18 protein-coding genes are annotated in these 15,285 nt (G+C 67.2%); 5 read left to right on the forward strand and 13 right to left on the reverse strand.

The window, feature by feature from the left end; all coding sequences use genetic code 11:
- Positions 1-51: 51 nt before the first annotated feature.
- The 5 genes from FZ983_RS05515 to FZ983_RS05535 all read right to left on the reverse strand — a co-directional run bounded on the left by FZ983_RS05515 (position 52) and on the right by FZ983_RS05535 (position 3,660).
- Entirely contained in the window at positions 52-930 is an 879-nt protein-coding gene (locus FZ983_RS05515) for a 3-hydroxybutyryl-CoA dehydrogenase (protein WP_014250117.1), read from the reverse strand.
- Positions 931-1,019: 89 nt separating this feature from the next.
- Entirely contained in the window at positions 1,020-1,970 is a 951-nt protein-coding gene (locus FZ983_RS05520) for an FAD-binding protein (RefSeq protein ID WP_149222585.1), read from the reverse strand.
- 16 nt (positions 1,971-1,986) lie between these two features.
- Positions 1,987-2,736, reverse strand: a complete 750-nt coding sequence (locus FZ983_RS05525) for an electron transfer flavoprotein subunit beta/FixA family protein (protein ID WP_149222586.1) — start codon at positions 2,734-2,736, stop codon at positions 1,987-1,989.
- A gap of 151 nt (positions 2,737-2,887) precedes the next feature.
- On the reverse strand, positions 2,888-3,457 hold the full coding sequence (locus FZ983_RS05530; RefSeq protein WP_149222587.1) for a cob(I)yrinic acid a,c-diamide adenosyltransferase: 570 nt from the start codon (positions 3,455-3,457) through the stop codon (positions 2,888-2,890).
- Positions 3,458-3,465: 8 nt separating this feature from the next.
- Positions 3,466-3,660 carry a twin transmembrane helix small protein gene (locus tag FZ983_RS05535; RefSeq protein WP_149222588.1) on the reverse strand — a complete coding sequence of 65 codons (195 nt, stop codon included), beginning with the start codon at positions 3,658-3,660 and terminating at the stop codon, positions 3,466-3,468.
- A 187-nt stretch (positions 3,661-3,847) separates the two neighbouring features.
- Between FZ983_RS05535 and FZ983_RS05540 the strand changes: the two genes are divergently transcribed.
- On the forward strand, positions 3,848-5,305 hold the full coding sequence (locus tag FZ983_RS05540) for a GH1 family beta-glucosidase (RefSeq protein WP_149222589.1): 1,458 nt from the start codon (positions 3,848-3,850) through the stop codon (positions 5,303-5,305).
- 22 nt (positions 5,306-5,327) lie between these two features.
- The gene (locus FZ983_RS05545; RefSeq protein WP_149222590.1) at positions 5,328-5,747 is read left to right on the forward strand and encodes a hypothetical protein; all 420 of its coding nucleotides are present in this window, start codon (positions 5,328-5,330) and stop codon (positions 5,745-5,747) included.
- Positions 5,748-5,766: 19 nt separating this feature from the next.
- Here FZ983_RS05545 and FZ983_RS05550 read toward each other — a convergent pair whose 3' ends face one another.
- On the reverse strand, positions 5,767-6,051 hold the full coding sequence (locus FZ983_RS05550) for a hypothetical protein (RefSeq protein WP_149222591.1): 285 nt from the start codon (positions 6,049-6,051) through the stop codon (positions 5,767-5,769).
- Between the two features lie 247 nt (positions 6,052-6,298).
- On the opposite strand from FZ983_RS05550, the gene FZ983_RS05555 reads away from it, so the two are divergent.
- Positions 6,299-7,243: a peptidoglycan-binding domain-containing protein gene (locus FZ983_RS05555; RefSeq protein WP_149222592.1), complete on the forward strand. Its 945-nt coding sequence runs from the start codon at positions 6,299-6,301 to the stop codon at positions 7,241-7,243.
- 147 nt (positions 7,244-7,390) lie between these two features.
- Here FZ983_RS05555 and FZ983_RS05560 read toward each other — a convergent pair whose 3' ends face one another.
- From FZ983_RS05560 to FZ983_RS05590, 7 genes are all read right to left on the reverse strand, one after another.
- On the reverse strand, positions 7,391-7,621 hold the full coding sequence (locus FZ983_RS05560; protein ID WP_149222593.1) for a DUF1178 family protein: 231 nt from the start codon (positions 7,619-7,621) through the stop codon (positions 7,391-7,393).
- A gap of 85 nt (positions 7,622-7,706) precedes the next feature.
- Positions 7,707-8,387, reverse strand: coding sequence for an endonuclease III (nth, locus tag FZ983_RS05565; protein ID WP_247883598.1), 681 nt, complete (start codon positions 8,385-8,387; stop codon positions 7,707-7,709).
- Positions 8,388-8,462: 75 nt separating this feature from the next.
- Positions 8,463-9,239, reverse strand: coding sequence for an ATP-binding cassette domain-containing protein (locus FZ983_RS05570; protein WP_149222594.1), 777 nt, complete (start codon positions 9,237-9,239; stop codon positions 8,463-8,465).
- 10 nt (positions 9,240-9,249) lie between these two features.
- A complete protein-coding gene (locus FZ983_RS05575; protein ID WP_014250103.1) occupies positions 9,250-10,026 on the reverse strand; it encodes an ABC transporter permease in 777 nt (258 codons plus the stop codon).
- A gap of 330 nt (positions 10,027-10,356) precedes the next feature.
- On the reverse strand, positions 10,357-11,487 hold the full coding sequence (gene alr, locus FZ983_RS05580; protein ID WP_188092252.1) for an alanine racemase: 1,131 nt from the start codon (positions 11,485-11,487) through the stop codon (positions 10,357-10,359).
- Positions 11,484-12,989: a replicative DNA helicase gene (locus FZ983_RS05585; RefSeq protein ID WP_149222595.1), complete on the reverse strand. Its 1,506-nt coding sequence runs from the start codon at positions 12,987-12,989 to the stop codon at positions 11,484-11,486. Before FZ983_RS05585 ends, alr begins: the two co-directional genes overlap by 4 nt.
- Before the next feature lie 131 nt (positions 12,990-13,120).
- Entirely contained in the window at positions 13,121-13,705 is a 585-nt protein-coding gene (locus FZ983_RS05590) for a TIGR00730 family Rossman fold protein (RefSeq protein WP_149222596.1), read from the reverse strand.
- Positions 13,706-13,847: 142 nt separating this feature from the next.
- On the opposite strand from FZ983_RS05590, the gene FZ983_RS05595 reads away from it, so the two are divergent.
- A complete protein-coding gene (locus FZ983_RS05595) occupies positions 13,848-14,333 on the forward strand; it encodes a cytochrome c (protein ID WP_149222597.1) in 486 nt (161 codons plus the stop codon).
- 3 nt (positions 14,334-14,336) lie between these two features.
- Entirely contained in the window at positions 14,337-15,236 is a 900-nt protein-coding gene (locus FZ983_RS05600) for a cytochrome c (RefSeq protein ID WP_149222598.1), read from the forward strand.
- The last annotated feature ends 49 nt before the right edge of the window (positions 15,237-15,285 follow it).

A 15,285-nucleotide genomic window follows, 5' to 3' on the forward strand; every position in this document is an offset into this window, starting at 1 on the left:
CTGCTCCGGTCTCCCGGAGCGGGCTCTTTCCAAGCAGACCCCCGCAAATCCTCAGCGCGTCGGCACCGGCGGAGTCTGCGAGTAGTCGTAGAAGCCACGGCCGTATTTCTTGCCGATCCAGCCAGCCTCGACATACTTCACCAGCAGCGGGCAGGGGCGGTACTTGCTGTCGGCAAGACCTTCGTACAGCACCTGCATCACCGCCAGACAGGTGTCCAGGCCGATGAAGTCGGCCAGTTCCAGCGGCCCCATCGGGTGGTTGGCGCCCAGCTTCAGCGCGGTGTCGATGGCCTCGACGCCGCCGACGCCCTCATAGAGGGTGTAGACGGCCTCGTTAATCATCGGCAGCAGGATGCGGTTGACGATGAAGGCCGGGAAATCCTCGGCCACCGCGGCGGTCTTGCCGATGGCCAGCGTCAGTTCCTTGATGGCGTTGAAGGTCGGCTCGTCGGTCGCGATGCCGCGGATCAGCTCGACCAGCTGCATCACCGGCACCGGGTTCATGAAGTGCATGCCCATGAACTTGGCCGGACGGTCGGTCGCCGCAGCCAGACGGGTGATCGAGATCGACGAGGTGTTCGTCGCGATCAGCGCCTCCGGCTTCAGATGCGGGACCAGCTTCTTCAGCAGGTCGCGCTTCAGCGCCTCGTTCTCGGTCGCGGCCTCGATCACCAGATCGGACTCGCCGAACACCGACAGGTCGGTGCCGGTGGTGATGCGGCCGAGAGCGGCGGTCTTCTCCGCCTCCTCCAGCTTGCCCTTCTGGATCTGGCGGTCGTAGTTCCGGCCGATGTTGGCGAGCGCCTTTTCCAGGACCGCGTCGCTGATGTCGGACAGGACGACATCGTAGCCGGCCTGGGCGCAGACCTGGGCGATACCGCTGCCCATCTGGCCGGCGCCGATGATGCCAATCTTCTTGATCGTGGTCATGGGGGGCTGTCCCGCGAAGGATGTGGGTAAGATGGTTCGCCGTGACGGAGACCGGTTGCGCCCGCCGCGGCGACCCGGATCAGCGCGCCTTATCCAAGTTTGTCCGTCAGCTCCGGCACGGCCTTGAACAGGTCCGCGACGAGGCCGTAATCGGCAACCTGGAAGATGGGCGCTTCCTCATCCTTGTTGATCGCGACGATCACCTTGCTGTCCTTCATGCCGGCAAGGTGCTGGATCGCACCGGAGATGCCGACGGCGATGTACAGCTCGGGCGCCACGATCTTGCCGGTTTGCCCGACCTGATAATCGTTCGGCACGAAGCCCGCGTCCACAGCGGCGCGGCTGGCGCCCACCGCGGCACCCAGCTTGTCGGCCAGAGCCTCCAGCATTGGGAAATTCTCGCCCGACTGCATGCCGCGGCCACCCGACACCACCACGCGGGCGGCGGTCAGTTCCGGACGCTCCGACTTGGTCAGCTCGGCCGAGACGAAGCTCGACAGGCCGGCGGCACCGGCGCCCGACACAGCCTCGACCGGGGCCGAACCGCCTTCGGATGCTGCGGTCTCGAAGGCGGTGGTGCGGACGGTGATGACCTTCACCGAATCGGCCGACTGCACGGTGGCGATCGCGTTGCCGGCGTAGATCGGCCGCTCGAACGTATCGGCCGACAGCACAGCGGTGATGTCGGAGATGGCGGCGACGTCCAGCAGGGCGGCCACGCGCGGCAGGAGGTTCTTGCCGACCGAAGTGGCGCCGGCCAGGACATGGCCGTATCCGCTCTTGGCGGTGGCGACCACCAGCGGTGCGACGTCTTCCGGCAGCTGGTGCTCGTAAGAGCCGTCATCGGCCAGCAGCACCTTGGCGACGCCGGCCACCTTGGATGCTGCGTCGGCGGCAGCCTGGGCGCCCTTGCCGGCAACCAGGACATGGATGTCGCCACCGATCCCCTTGGAGATATGGGCGGCGGCGGTGACGGCGTTCAGCGTGGCGGGCTTCAGCGACGCGTTGTCGTGTTCCGCGATGACGAGAATGTTGGCCATGGTCAGTTCATCCCCCTCAGATCACGCGCGCATCGTTCTTGAGCTTGTCGACCAGCGTGGCGACGTCCGGCACCTTGATGCCGGCCTGACGCTTCGCCGGCTCGGTGACCTTCAGCGTGGTCAGGCGCGGAGCCACGTCGACGCCCAGGCTATCCGGGGTGATGGTCTCCAGCGGCTTCTTCTTCGCCTTCATGATGTTCGGCAGCGAGGCATAACGCGGCTCGTTGAGGCGCAGGTCGGCGGTGACCACCGCCGGCAGCTTCAACTCCACCGTCTCCAGGCCGCCGTCGATCTCGCGCGTTACCGCGACCGTGCCGTCGCCGGCAACGACCTTCGAGGCGAAGGTGCCCTGGCCCCAGCCGAGCAGCGCCGCCAGCATCTGGCCGGTCTGGTTGCAGTCGTCGTCGATCGCCTGCTTGCCGAGGATGACGAGGCCGGGGGCCTCCTTCTCGACCAGGGACTTGAGGACCTTGGCGACGGCGAGTGGCTCGGTGGTCACGTCGGTCTGCACCAGGATGGCGCGGTCGGCACCCATGGCGAGAGCGGTGCGCAGCGTCTCCTGCGCCTGGGTCGGGCCGACGGACACGACGACGATCTCGGTCGCCTTGCCGGCCTCCTTCAGGCGGACGGCCTCTTCGACGGCGATCTCGTCGAAGGGGTTCATGCTCATCTTCACGTTGGCGGTCTCGACGCCGCTGCCATCCGCCTTGACGCGGATCTTCACGTTGTAGTCGACCACTCGCTTAACGGGGACGAGGACTTTCATAACTCACCCTGGCTGCTGAGCGCGCGCCCATTACGGCGAACACCGCGAAAATTGCTGTGGTTGCGAACGGACCATAGGATCTGGCATTACCACTGTCAATGACGCGCCGGAAGCGTGACCGGCGGTCCATGCCGGTTTCCGTTGCCAACTCTTACCGGTTGGCGCCGGGAACCCATAGGACGTCGTCCGCCCCGTTCCGGTTCACCACCCGGCTCAGGACGAACAGGTGGTCCGACAGCCGGTTGACGTATTTCAGCGCTGCCGGAGTCACCGGTTCGTGGCGCGCCAGATCGGTCATCAGCCGTTCCGCCCGCCGCACCACGGTGCGCGCCAGATGCAGGTGGGCCGCAGCAGGCGAGCCGCCGGGCAGGATGAAGGAGGTCAGCGGCGCCAGACCGGCGTTCATCGCGTCGATCTCCGCCTCCAGCCGGTCGACCTGGGCCTGGACGATGCGCAGCGGCGGGTATTTCGGCTCCTCCTCCTCCGGCGTGCAGAGGTCGGCGCCCAGGTCGAACAGGTCGTTCTGGATGCGGCCGAGCATCGCGTCAGCCTCCGGCCAGTCATTGGTGTGAAGGCGGGCCATGCCGATGACGGCGTTCGCCTCGTCCACCGTGCCATAGGCGGCGACGCGGCGGTCGTGCTTCGGCACCCGGCTGCCGTCGCCAAGCGAGGTTTCGCCGGCATCGCCGCCGCGCGTGTAGATCTTGGTCAGCTTTACCATGGGAACCGTCAGCCTTTGATCAGGATGGCGATGACGAACAGCAGCAGTGCCGCGCCCTGCAGGATCACGCGCAGGCGCATCGCCTTGTTGGAGCGACGTGGGTCGCCCCTGCCCCCGCGTGCCATGAAGAAGAGGCCGACAAACAGCGAGCCGACCACGGCCAGCATCGCCAGGACCATCAGGATGGGGAAAAGATCGTGCATGGCGCCAATATAGACCGCGTTGGCCGCCGCGCCTATGGCCGCTCGTCGCCATGATGTCGTGGGGGCGGTGCCCCGGAAGAATCGCCGATCCGGGTAATCACCCGGTTGCCAAAGCCGTTGGACCGCATACAGTGCGCGGCGACGGACGGCCACAGCCCGGTTGGGCGGCGGAGCGGAGAGGCGGGCGATGCGGCGGCGGAGTTTCCTGAAGACGGCCCTGAAGGTGACGGCGGCCGCGGCGGCCGGCGGCGGCGCGATGACGGCACTGACCCGCGAAGGCGTGCAGGCGGCCCCCGACTCGGCCCCCCGTATGGTCGCCTTCCCCGACGGGTTCCTGTGGGGAGTCTCCACCTCCAGCTACCAGATCGAAGGGGCGGTGGCGGAGGATGGGCGCGCGCCCAGCGTCTGGGACACCTATAGCCACTCCTTCGGGCGGATTGCGAACGGCGACACCGGCGACGTCGCCTGCGACCACTATCACCGCTATGCCGAGGATGTGGAACTGATGGCGCGGGCCGGTATGAAGGCCTACCGCTTCTCCATCGCCTGGCCACGGGTGATGCCGCAGGGCACGGGCGCCGTGAATGCCAAGGGGCTCGATTTCTACGACCGGCTGACCGACGCGCTGCTGGCGAAGGGCATCCAGCCCTGGCCCTGCCTCTTTCACTGGGATTTGCCCCAGGCCCTGCAGGACCGTGGCGGTTGGACCAACCGCGACATTGCCGGCTGGTTCACCGACTATGCGCTGGCGGTCACTGCCCGGCTGGGCGACCGTGCCAAGAACTGGGTGATGCTGAACGAGCCGTCGGTGGTCGCCATCTTCGGCCACGGCACCGGCGGCCATGCGCCGGGGATGACCGGCCGCGACAATTGCCTGAAGGCCATCCATCACCAGAACCTCGCCCAGGGCACGGCGCTGGCCGCGCTGCGGCAGGTGGGGGGAAAAAACTGGCAGCTCGGCACAGTTCTGTCGCTGCAGCCGTCCTGGCCGGTGGGGGGACTCGACTCGAATTATCCGGCGTCGTTGATGTGGGATGCGGTGTGGAACCGCTCCTGCCTGGACCCGCTGTTCAAGGGCCGCTTCCCGGCGCAGTTGGAGGCCGAGTTCACCCGCATCGCCAAGCCCGGCGACCTGGAGCGCATCAAGCAGCCGGTCGACTTCCTCGGCATCAATTATTACAGCCGCATGCACCAGCAGCCCGATCCGCAGGGGCTGTTCGGCACCGGCTACGGCTCGGCGCCCGAAGGCACGCGCAAGACCGGCATGGAATGGCCGGTGGAGCCGGACGGTCTGACAGAAATCCTGGCCGAACTGCAGGAGAAATACGGCAACCCGCCGGTCTATGTGGCGGAGAACGGCGCCGACTATCCGGATACGGTCGGCCCGAGCGGCCGGGTGGAGGACCGCGACCGCATCGCCTATCTGCGCGACCATCTGCTGGCCGCGGCCAAGGCGATCGACGAGGGCTGCAACCTCAAGGGCTATATGGCCTGGACGCTGCTGGACAATTTCGAATGGGCGGAGGGCTACCGCCGCAAGTTCGGACTGGTCCAGGTCGACCGCAAGACGATGGAGCGCAAGCCGAAGGCCAGCTACGACTGGTACGCCTCGGTCATCCGCAACAACGCGGTTCCGCTGCGCTGAGTGTGGCGATAGACTGCGGGCCATGCCGACCCCGCGCCCGCCCCAGCCGACCCGATTCGCCATTCAGAAGGCGCGCGGCAAGGGGTGGAAGACGCTGGAGGTGGGGGAGGAGCTTGCCCACACCAAGGCACGTTTCGACCAGATGGTGGGCATCAACCCGCGGGCTTATTTCCGGCTGATCCAGCTCGATTACAACGCCGACTCCGCCTATGAGGGCATGGAGTTCAACTGGACGCTGATCGAGCTGTACGACCCCACCAAGGGGCCGGCAAAGGGAAGGCGCGTCCGCCCCGCAGCGAAGCCGGCGCCGGCCGCGAAACCGGATCGCAAGCGCAAGGCGGCGGAACCCGTGGCATTGCCGTTGCGGGTCTATCTGGCGGTGATCCTGATCGGCACGTTTGCCGGTGCCCTGGCCTACCTGCATTTCGCCGGTGGCAGATGAAGAGGCGGACGGCAAAGGGTCACTCCGTCGCGTAACCCTTGCGGCGCATGCACAGCGCGAAGATCTCCTTGCGGTAGCCGTATTGCGGCGTTTCCGGCAGCGGGCGCAGGGGGTAGCCGCGCAGGCGCATGGTGTGGTCCACCTGCTCGTTGCATTCGTCATAGGCAATGGTCGGCACGTCGGGGCTGGCGGTCCACTCGCGGTAGGCCGGCGGGCTGCTGCAGCCCGACAGCAGGAACATGGCGGACAGGAGGGCAGCAGCCTTCAGTCCGATCCACGGAGATGCGCTTTCCAATCCGGTCATGGCGCCCCTGCATTCCATGTGATGCCCCCGAATTGACGCTACCACATCCGGCCTTTTCCGATCCATTTTCGCACACCATTTCCGGGAACGCGCCTTTTCGGCAACGCTGCGTGGCGGACAAGGCAGACGCACAAAAATCGCCGCCGGAAAAGCGGCACAATCTGGTAACACGATCCAGGCCCCCGATTCGCGGGGGAGTGTCGTGGCTCTGAAATCGGTCTGGCGTCACGGACGGAGGGATAAGGCGATGTCTGGGATTTCGCGGCGGGTGCGTGGTGGCGCCGCGGTGGCGGCTGTTGCAGTGGTGGTGTCGGGTCTTGCGCTCGGAACGCCGGGTTCCGCATGGGCGGAGGCATCGACGGCCGATATCCAGTGGGCGCAGACCTTCCTGAAGGACAAGGGCTACAACATTGGCGGCCGGGCCAAGGGCCAGATGACGCCGGAAACGCGTTCCTCGCTCAGCGCCTATCAGAAGTCGGTCGGCCTGCCGGCTACCGGCAACCTCGATCAGGCCACCATCAACAAGATGATGGGAGAGCGCGAGAAGAAGGCCGCCCCCACAATGGGCAGCCTGTCCAAGAGCCAGGTCGGCCAGACCCGCCAGGACAAGGAGGTGGCACCGCGCGCCGCCCCGACCGGCCGAGTCGAATCCGGCAACGAGAGCGTCGGCGGCATGGCCCAGTTCGGCGGCGCGCCGGTTTCGGCGCCGTCCTCTCCATCGTCCTCCTCGTCCGCCAGCCACAGCACGCCGGCCGCGGCTCCGCGCCCCTCGGCGCCGACGGCGGCTTCCAGTGCGGTCACGTCCAGTGCAGCGTCTCAGAGTGCTCCGCGTCCGTCGGCCAGCGCGTCCGAAGGACCTGCTCCGCAGGCGGCCCCGCGTGGGGCGGTGTCGGCGACCACCCCGGACGGCAAGCCGGTTCCGGTGGAGGAACCGGTGGCGGTCGGCGGCGGCACGTCGGTGTGGCAGTCGAACGCCGCGCGCGCCGGTGTGGCCGGGCTGCTTGCGGTGACGCTGGGCGGAGTCGGCTTTGCCTGGTGGCGCAGCGGGCGGGGCGTCGATCCGCTCAGCCGGGCGCCAGCCGGCGACGACCGGCCGCGCGAGTCGCGAGTCGAGCCGAGCTTCGGCAGCCCGCGCCGCCGGGAAGAACTGACCATCGAGCCGCGGCTGACGGCAGAGGCGCGGCGGCGCTGAGCGCTGCCCCCTCCCTAACCCTCCCCCTCTTCGAGGGAGAGGGGACTGCCGCCACATTGCAAATCTATCCCTCTCCCTCGAAGAGGGGGAGGGAGGGACCCGCGGCGGAGCCGTGGGAGGGTGGGGGCAACCCTTTCCGCTCCCCCCTCACATCATCATCGGACAGCCGCCTCCGCCACAGCCGCCGGTTGCGCAGGCGGGCATCGGCGCCGGCTGGGACTTGGCCACGCGCGGGGCCATGATGGCCTTGGCGACCTCGGTGCCGCCGCAGGAGGGGCAGGGGATGCCGGCGGCCTTCTTGGCGTCGTAATCGGCCATGTTGTCGAACCACTGGTCGAAATCATGGCCGCAGGCGCAGTGCAGGGCGTAGACGATCATCGCAAAGCCTCGAAAAGCGGAATCTCTGCCGCTCTTCTAGCCAAGCCTCCGCCGCCCTGCCAGGATCTGCATCAATCGCCGGGCCTCAACGCGATTCGGTGACGCCCACCCGCGCGCACATCGACAAGAGCGGGCAGGTGGAGCAGCGCGGCCGGTCGCCGGTGCAGATCCATTTGCCGAAGGGCACCAGCCGCTCGTTGATTTCCACCCAATAGCGTTTGGGAAGCACCGTCAGCAGCGCCGCCATGGTCTTTTCCGGGGTGCGCGCCGACACATAGCCCCAACGGTTGGTGATGCGGTGGACATGGATGTCGACCGCCAGCGCCGGAATGTCGAAACCGACCGCCAGCGTCAGCGCCGCGATCTTCGGCCCCACGCCGCGGAAGCGCATCAGCGTGTCGGGCGTGTCCGGCACCTCGCCGCCATGCTCCTCGACGATGCGGCGCGACAGGTCGCGGATGTCGCGCGCCTTGGGTTCCGGGAAGGTGGCGCCTTGCAGAAGCTCCACCAGCCGCTCCTCCGGCAGGGCGGCCATGGCGGCCGGAGTGTCTGCGACGGCGAACAGCCGTTCGGCGACCACCAGACTCGTTTCGTCCCGCGTGCGGGCGGAAATCAGGCTGGCGACCAGCTGCTGGAAAGGGGTTGCATAGCCGCGGTCGCGCAGGTCGAACATCGCCGCCTTGGGGTAGGGGGCGACCGCGATCCGCAGGCGGCGGAAAGCCTCGTCGATATCGAAGGCCTGGGAGGTCGCGGACTGCAAACTCACGGGGAGACCACCTCCGGGGAACGGGCTGCAACGGCACCCGGTTCGACAACCGGCAAGTCCCCGCAATTGTTCCCTCTAGAGCGCCTTGATCTGCATCTTGATCGGTCCGTCCGCCCGGCCATGGACGAACTGGTCGACATAGGCGTTGCCCGAGCTGTCGATGTCGCGGGCGTGGCCGGTCCAGATGAGGCGGCCCTGATAGATCATGGCGACGCGGTCGGCGATCTTGCGGGCCGACGCCATGTCGTGGGTGATGGTGACCGCGGTAGCGCCGAGGTCCTTCACGCACTGCACGATCAGCTCGTTGATGACGTCGGCCATGATCGGGTCGAGGCCGGTCGTCGGCTCGTCGAAGAAGATGATTTCCGGTTCATCGGCGATGGCGCGGGCAAGGCCGACGCGCTTCTGCATGCCGCCGGACAGCTCCGACGGCGACAGCTCCGCCACGTCGGGGGTGAGGCCGACGGCGCCCAGCTTGGCGACGGCGATCTCCTTGGCCTGGGCACGCGGCATATGGGCGCCCTGGATCAGGCCGAAGGCGACGTTTTCCCAGACTTTCAGGCTGTCGAACAGGGCGGCGCCCTGGAACAGCATGCCGAACTTGTGCAGCATCTTCTCCCGCTCGCGCGAGCGCAGGCGGGTCGTCTCGACGCCGTCGACCTGGATCGTGCCGGAATCCGGCGTCAGCAGGCCGAGGATGCTCTTCAGCATCACCGACTTGCCGGTTCCCGATCCGCCGATAACCACCAGCGACTCGCCCTTCGCCACCTCTAGGTCGATGCCGTTCAAGACCTTCTTCGGGCCAAAATGCTTGGTGACGCCCTTGAGCGCGATCTTCGGGACGGTGGTCATTGGATGGCGCTCACTTGGTCGAGAAGAAGAGGCCGGTGATCAGATAATTCCACACCAGGATCATGATGGAGGCCGACACCACCGCGTTGGTGGTGGCCGCGCCGACGCCCTGGGCGCCGCCCTTGGAGTGGTAACCGTGGTAGCAGCCCATCAGCGCGATCAGGAAGCCGAAGATCGCCGCCTTCACCAGACCGGAGATGACGTCCAGCGGTTCCAGGAATTCCCAGGTGCGGTTGATGTAGCTGGCGGCGTTGAAATCCAGCCGGTAGACGCCGACCAGGAAGCCGCCGAACACGCCGATGATGTCGGCGACGATCACCAGCAGCGGCACCATGGTCAGGCCGGCGATCAGGCGCGGAGCCACCAGATACTTGTACGGATTGGTCGACAGGGTCGACAGGGCGTCGATCTGTTCGGTGACCCGCATGGTGCCGATCTCCGCCGCCATGGCGGCGCCGATGCGGCCGGCGACCATCAGGCCGGCCAGAACCGGCCCGAGCTCGCGCGTGATCGACAGCACCACCACCGTGGCGATGGCGCCCTCGGCCTGGAAGCGGGAGAAGCCGCTGTAGCTCTGCAGGGCCAGAACCATGCCCGTGAACAGCGCCGTCAGCCCGACCACCGGCAGCGAATAATAGCCGATGTCGATCATCTGGCGCAGGATCTGCCGCGGATAGAGCGGCGGGCGCACACAGTGCGACAGGGCGGACCCGGTGAACAGGGCAAGGCGTCCGGTCGCTTCCAGGAAGATCAGGAAGGCCCGGCCGGTGGCGGCGAGGAAACCCATCAGTCGGCCCGCATCCTTGGTTTGAGACTCGTTTGGGCGCTGCGGTCATAGCACCGATGCGCGCCTAGGTCATCCTTGGACTTTGCAATGGTGGGACGAGTTGGTGGTCGCCGCCGGGAGGAAGTTCGGCTGTGTCGGGCAACGACGACACGGATGTCACGGATTAAAACACGGATTACACGGATGTCGCTTCGGCCAGTCGTGTCTTTTCGGGCAAAGCAGTCACTTGCCCAAGTGAAATAAAAATCTGTGTAATCCGTGTCTAAATCCGTGACATCCGTGTAGATCTTGCCAGACGAAGCTGCGCTCCGACAACACTCCACAGCTTATCTACTCTCCATCCACATAAACCCGGTGATAGCGCCGGCCGAGCGAGGTGAGGATCTCGTAGCCGATGGTCCCGCCCTCCGCCGCGACCTGATCGACCGGGCGTTTCGGTCCGATCAGCTCGACCATGCGGCCGGCATGCGCCACCGATTCCGGTAGCCCGGTGACGTCGATGGTGATCAGGTCCATGGAGATGCGGCCGACGATGGGGGCGGCGACGCCGTCGACGTAGATGTGCCCCTTGCCGCTGAGAGAGCGCAGATAGCCGTCGGCATAGCCGACGCCGATGGTCGCGATCCGCGCCGGACCCGTGACCTTGTGGGCCGCACCATAGCCGACCGTCATCGGCACCGCGCAGTTGCGGACCTGCAGCAGACGGGCGTCGAGACGCACCGTACCCAGCATCGGATTGGGCAGATGCGGCGTCGGGTTGACGCCGTAGAGCGCGCAGCCCGGCCGGGCGAGGTCGAAATGATGGTCCTTGCCGTGGAAGATGCCGGACGAGTTGGCGAAGCTCGCCTTTGCCTTCGGCAGCCGGGCCAGCGCCGCGCGGAAGCGGTCGAGCTGCTCCCCGGTCATCGGGCTGTCGAACTCGTCGGCGCAGGCGAGATGGGTCATCCAATAGCGGACGTCGATCCCCTCAAGCCGTTCCGGATGGCCGGCGAGATCGTCCAGTTCGTCGGGGCCGAGACCCAAGCGGTTCATGCCGGTGTCGATGTGGATCACCGCCGGCAGAGCCTCCCCCCGCGACTGGGCGAAGGCCTGCCACGCCGCGATCTCCCCCAGATGGTTCAGAACCGGCAGGATGCGGTTGGCGATGAATTCCCCCTCGCACCCCATCGGCAGGCCGCCCAGCGAAAACACCTGTGCTTCCGGGGCGACCGGCTCCAGCGCGCGGCGGACGGCCAGCGCCTCGTCGAACTGGGCGACGACGAAGGTCCGACAGCCGGCGGCGCCCAGGGCCGGCACGACGCGCGCCACGCCCAGCCCATAGGCATCGGCCTTGACCACGGCGGAGCATTCCGCCGGGGCGACGCGGTCGCGCAGCTGGGTCCAGTTGGCGACGACGGCGCCGAGATCCACGGTGAGGATGGCTCCGGCGCGCGGGTTCAGGTCGCTCGTCACTTTGGTCACTCGTCGGTCTGGTGGTGCTGGTCGAGATCGCCGAACTTGGTGAACTGGCCGTCGAAGTAGAGACGGACGGTGCCGATCGGACCGTGACGCTGCTTGGCGATGATCACCTCGGCGGTGTTGTGCACCTCGCCCAGGCGCTGCTGCCAGCGCTGATAGCGGTCGTTGAACTTGTCGTCGCTCTCGTCGGGCCGGCGCGAGGGCTCGGCGCGCTCAAGGTAATACTGTTCGCGGAAAACGAACATCACGACGTCGGCGTCCTGCTCGATCGAGCCCGACTCGCGAAGGTCGGCCAGCTGCGGGCGCTTGTCCTCGCGAAGCTCCACCGCGCGACTCAGCTGCGACAGCGCCACCACCGGCACGTCCAACTCCTTGGCGATGGCCTTCAGGCCGCGGGTGATCTCCGAGATCTCCTGCACCCGGTTCTCCGACCCGCGCGAGGACGAGCCGCGCAGCAGCTGGAGATAGTCGACCACCACCATGCTGAGGCCCGAGGTCCGCTTCAGCCGGCGGCAGCGCGTGCGCACCGCGGCGACCGACAGGGCCGGCGTGTCGTCGACATAGAAGGGGCAGCGCGCCAGATCCTGGCTGGCCTGGACGAATTTCGGGAAGTCGGTGTCGCGGATCTCGCCGCGGCGGATCTTGTCGCCGGGCACCTGCACCTCGTCGGCGAGGATACGGGTGGCCAGCTGTTCCGCCGACATTTCGAGCGAGAAGAAGCCGACCACGCCGCCTTCCTGGCCTGAGGAGCGCATGTGCGCCTTGGCGGCGTTGAAGGCGATGTTGGTGGCCAGCGCCGTCTTGCCCATGGAGGGGCGTCCGGCGAGGATGATCAGGTCCGACGGGTGCAGGCCGCCCAGCTTGCGGTCGATGTCGATCAGGCCGGTGGTGACGCCGGTGACGTGGCTGGAGCGGCGGAAGGCCGCCTCCGCCGTCGTGATGGCGTGCTTGACCGACTCGCCGAAGGCGACGAAGCCACCCTGCACGTCACCGGTCGAGGCGAGGTCGAACAGCTGCTTCTCCGCCTCGCCGATCTGGTCCAGCGCGGTGATGTCGAGGTCGTGGCGGTACGCCTCGTTCACCATGTCGGTGCCGACCTCGATCAGCTGCCGGCGGATGAACAGGTCGTGGATGGTCTTGCCGTAATCGCCGGCGTTGACCACGGTGACGACGTTGGCCGCCAGCTCCGCCAGATAGGCGCTGCCGCCTTCCACCGCCAGTTCGGGATCATTGTCGAACAGGGACTTCAAGGTGACCGGGTTCGCGATCTGGCCGCGATCGATCATCTTGGTGATGGCGGCGAAGATGCGCTGGTGGGCCGGGTCGTAGAAATGCTCCGGCCGCAGGAACTCGCCGACCTTCTCATAGGCCTTGTTGTTGACCAGGATCGCGCCCAGCAGCGCCTGCTCCGCCTCCTCGTTGTTTGGGGGCGTGCGGTACTCGGCCGTCGGCTTGACCGCGGCGGAGGGGCGGGGATCGAACAGCGATGAGGTCTGGTTGCTCATGAAGGACACAATAGCAGAAACAGAACGGGAACGCTCTGCGAAGGGCGGGGAACCCTCCACAAAAGCTGTGCACAGAAGTTATCCACAGGCTGGGAAGTCTGGGGATAACCGCGGGAAGGGTTGACCCTGCCTCAGAGCTTCTTCGGCTGGGCCGGATGGGCGGGGACGGGCGCCACCTCCAACGCCTCGAACACCGCATCGACATGGTCGGCGACGCTGTAGAGGGCGGAGCGGTCGATGCGGGCGAAGCCCTGGGCGACCATGTGGTCGATCAGGCCGAGCAGCGGGCGCCAATAGCCGTCGACATCGGCGATGACGATCGGCTTGTCGTGCAGCTGAAGCTGCTTCCAGGTCAGGATCTCGAAGGCCTCGTCCAGCGTGCCGAGTCCGCCCGGCAGGATGACGAAGGCGTCGGAGCGCTCCACCATCATGCGCTTGCGGGTGTGCATGCTGTCGACGACATGCAACTCGGTCAGGCCGGTATGCTCGATCTCCGCCGACTGGATGTGTTCGGGGATGATGCCGACCACCTCGCCGCCTGCGGCGATTGCGGCATCGGCGGCGATGCCCATCAGCCCGACCCGGCCGCCGCCATAGACCATGCGGATGCCGCGGCGGGCCAGCCCGTCGCCCAGCGCATGGGCGGCTTCCTTGTAGACATCGGCGACGCGGCTGGATGCACCGCAATAGACGCAGACGGAGGACAGGCTCTTCATCGCGGGTCAACCTTTCTCGCCACCACCGCCCACCCGGGCGGGGCGTAAACAATCCGGTGAAAGCCATGGAATATCGGGAGAGGGCGGCGCGTCAACTGCGGCACAAGCACCGTTAAGCCAGGGCATCATCGGGAGGGACCACATGAGCAACCGCGTCGTCAATGTCCTTGCAGCGGCATCCGTCGCCGGTCTGATGTTCGCGCTGTTCGGCATGTCGGCGGGCAATGCCGGCGCCGCCGATCCGGCCGAGCAGGTGAAGGACCGGCAACAGACAATGAAGAAGCTCGGCGGCGGCATGGGTGCCGTCGCGAAGTTTGTGAAGAACGAGGGCGCTACCCTGGAGGATGCGGCCAAGGGGGCGGAGGCCGTGCTGGCTGTCACGAAAGTCGACCCGAAAATGATCTTCCCCGAAGGCACCGCGGTGGGGGTGACCGACAGCGCCGCCAAGCCGGAGCTGTGGAAGAACTGGGCGGAGGCGCAGCGCTACTGGAGCGGACTGCAGCCGGTGGCCGAGAAGCTGGACGCCGCGGTGAAGAGCGGTGACCGCACCCAGATCGCCCAGGCGCTGGGCGCAACCTCCAAGGCCTGCGGAAGCTGCCACGAGGACTTCCGCGTCAAGAAGAACTGACCGATGCGGCGCGTCCCGACCGCCGCCGCTGTCGCCGCATGGCTGCTGCCGCTCGCCGTTGCAGGCGGCGGTGCGGCCGGCGGTGCGCTGGCCGCGGACATGGCACCGGCGGGCGATCCCGTGAGCCGTGGCGCCTATATCTTCCAGGCCGCCGGCTGCCTCGGCTGCCACAGCAACGAGAAGGAGGGCGGGGCGCCGCTGGCCGGCGGGCGGGCGCTCGCGACTCCCTTCGGCACCTTCCACACCCCCAACATCACGCCCGATCCGGAAACCGGCATCGGCCGCTGGAGCGACGCCGACTTCATCCGCGCCTTCCGCGAGGGCTTGCGGCCCGACGGCGCCGCGCTGTTTCCCGCCTTCCCCTATGCCAGCTACACGCGGATGACCGACCGCGACCTGCTGGACCTGAAGGCCTATCTGTTCAGCCAGCCGGCGGTGGCTGCTCCGAACAAGCCGCACGACCTGACGCCGCCCTTCTCCTGGCGCTTCCTGCTGCCGGTCTGGCAATGGATGTATCTGACCCCCGGCCCGGTGCCCGACGATCCGGCAAAGCCGCCGGCCTGGAACCGCGGGCGCTATCTGGTCGATGCGCTCGGCCATTGCGGCGAATGCCACAGCCCGCGCACCCTGATGGGCGGCATGGACGCCGGCCGCTATCTGGCCGGCAATCCGGACGGCCCGGACGGCGACAAGGTGCCTGGGATCACCGGCGCCGAGAGCAAGGGGATCGGCGACTGGTCCGATGGCGACCTGACCCTGCTGCTGGAGACCGGATTGACCCCGGAAGGCGACGTCGTCGGCGGCGCCATGGGCGAGGTGGTGCGCAACAGCACCTCCAAACTGACGGCCGACGACCGCGCCGCCATCGCCGCCTATCTGAGGACGGTGCCGGCGAAGGACTGACTTTACCCGAGCCTCGGCCGAATCGTGATCTTATGGAGCAATCGATGCC

The organism is Azospirillum sp. B21 (assembly GCF_008364825.1).
Taxonomy (GTDB): domain Bacteria; phylum Pseudomonadota; class Alphaproteobacteria; order Azospirillales; family Azospirillaceae; genus Azospirillum.

Bases quoted from the DNA above. Each gene is read 5' to 3' on its own strand.
- FZ983_RS05515 (WP_014250117.1), bottom strand. From the start codon at position 930: ATGACCACGATCAAGAAGATTGGCATCATCGGCGCCGGCCAGATGGGC.
- FZ983_RS05520 (WP_149222585.1), bottom strand. From the start codon at position 1,970: ATGGCCAACATTCTCGTCATCGCGGAACACGACAACGCGTCGCTGAAG.
- FZ983_RS05525 (WP_149222586.1), bottom strand. From the start codon at position 2,736: ATGAAAGTCCTCGTCCCCGTTAAGCGAGTGGTCGACTACAACGTGAAG.
- FZ983_RS05530 (WP_149222587.1), bottom strand. From the start codon at position 3,457: ATGGTAAAGCTGACCAAGATCTACACGCGCGGCGGCGATGCCGGCGAA.
- FZ983_RS05535 (WP_149222588.1), bottom strand. From the start codon at position 3,660: ATGCACGATCTTTTCCCCATCCTGATGGTCCTGGCGATGCTGGCCGTG.
- FZ983_RS05540 (WP_149222589.1), top strand. From the start codon at position 3,848: ATGCGGCGGCGGAGTTTCCTGAAGACGGCCCTGAAGGTGACGGCGGCC.
- FZ983_RS05545 (WP_149222590.1), top strand. From the start codon at position 5,328: ATGCCGACCCCGCGCCCGCCCCAGCCGACCCGATTCGCCATTCAGAAG.
- FZ983_RS05550 (WP_149222591.1), bottom strand. From the start codon at position 6,051: ATGACCGGATTGGAAAGCGCATCTCCGTGGATCGGACTGAAGGCTGCT.
- FZ983_RS05555 (WP_149222592.1), top strand. From the start codon at position 6,299: ATGTCTGGGATTTCGCGGCGGGTGCGTGGTGGCGCCGCGGTGGCGGCT.
- FZ983_RS05560 (WP_149222593.1), bottom strand. From the start codon at position 7,621: ATGATCGTCTACGCCCTGCACTGCGCCTGCGGCCATGATTTCGACCAG.
- FZ983_RS05570 (WP_149222594.1), bottom strand. From the start codon at position 9,239: ATGACCACCGTCCCGAAGATCGCGCTCAAGGGCGTCACCAAGCATTTT.
- FZ983_RS05575 (WP_014250103.1), bottom strand. From the start codon at position 10,026: ATGGGTTTCCTCGCCGCCACCGGCCGGGCCTTCCTGATCTTCCTGGAA.
- FZ983_RS05585 (WP_149222595.1), bottom strand. From the start codon at position 12,989: ATGAGCAACCAGACCTCATCGCTGTTCGATCCCCGCCCCTCCGCCGCG.
- FZ983_RS05590 (WP_149222596.1), bottom strand. From the start codon at position 13,705: ATGAAGAGCCTGTCCTCCGTCTGCGTCTATTGCGGTGCATCCAGCCGC.
- FZ983_RS05595 (WP_149222597.1), top strand. From the start codon at position 13,848: ATGAGCAACCGCGTCGTCAATGTCCTTGCAGCGGCATCCGTCGCCGGT.
- FZ983_RS05600 (WP_149222598.1), top strand. From the start codon at position 14,337: ATGCGGCGCGTCCCGACCGCCGCCGCTGTCGCCGCATGGCTGCTGCCG.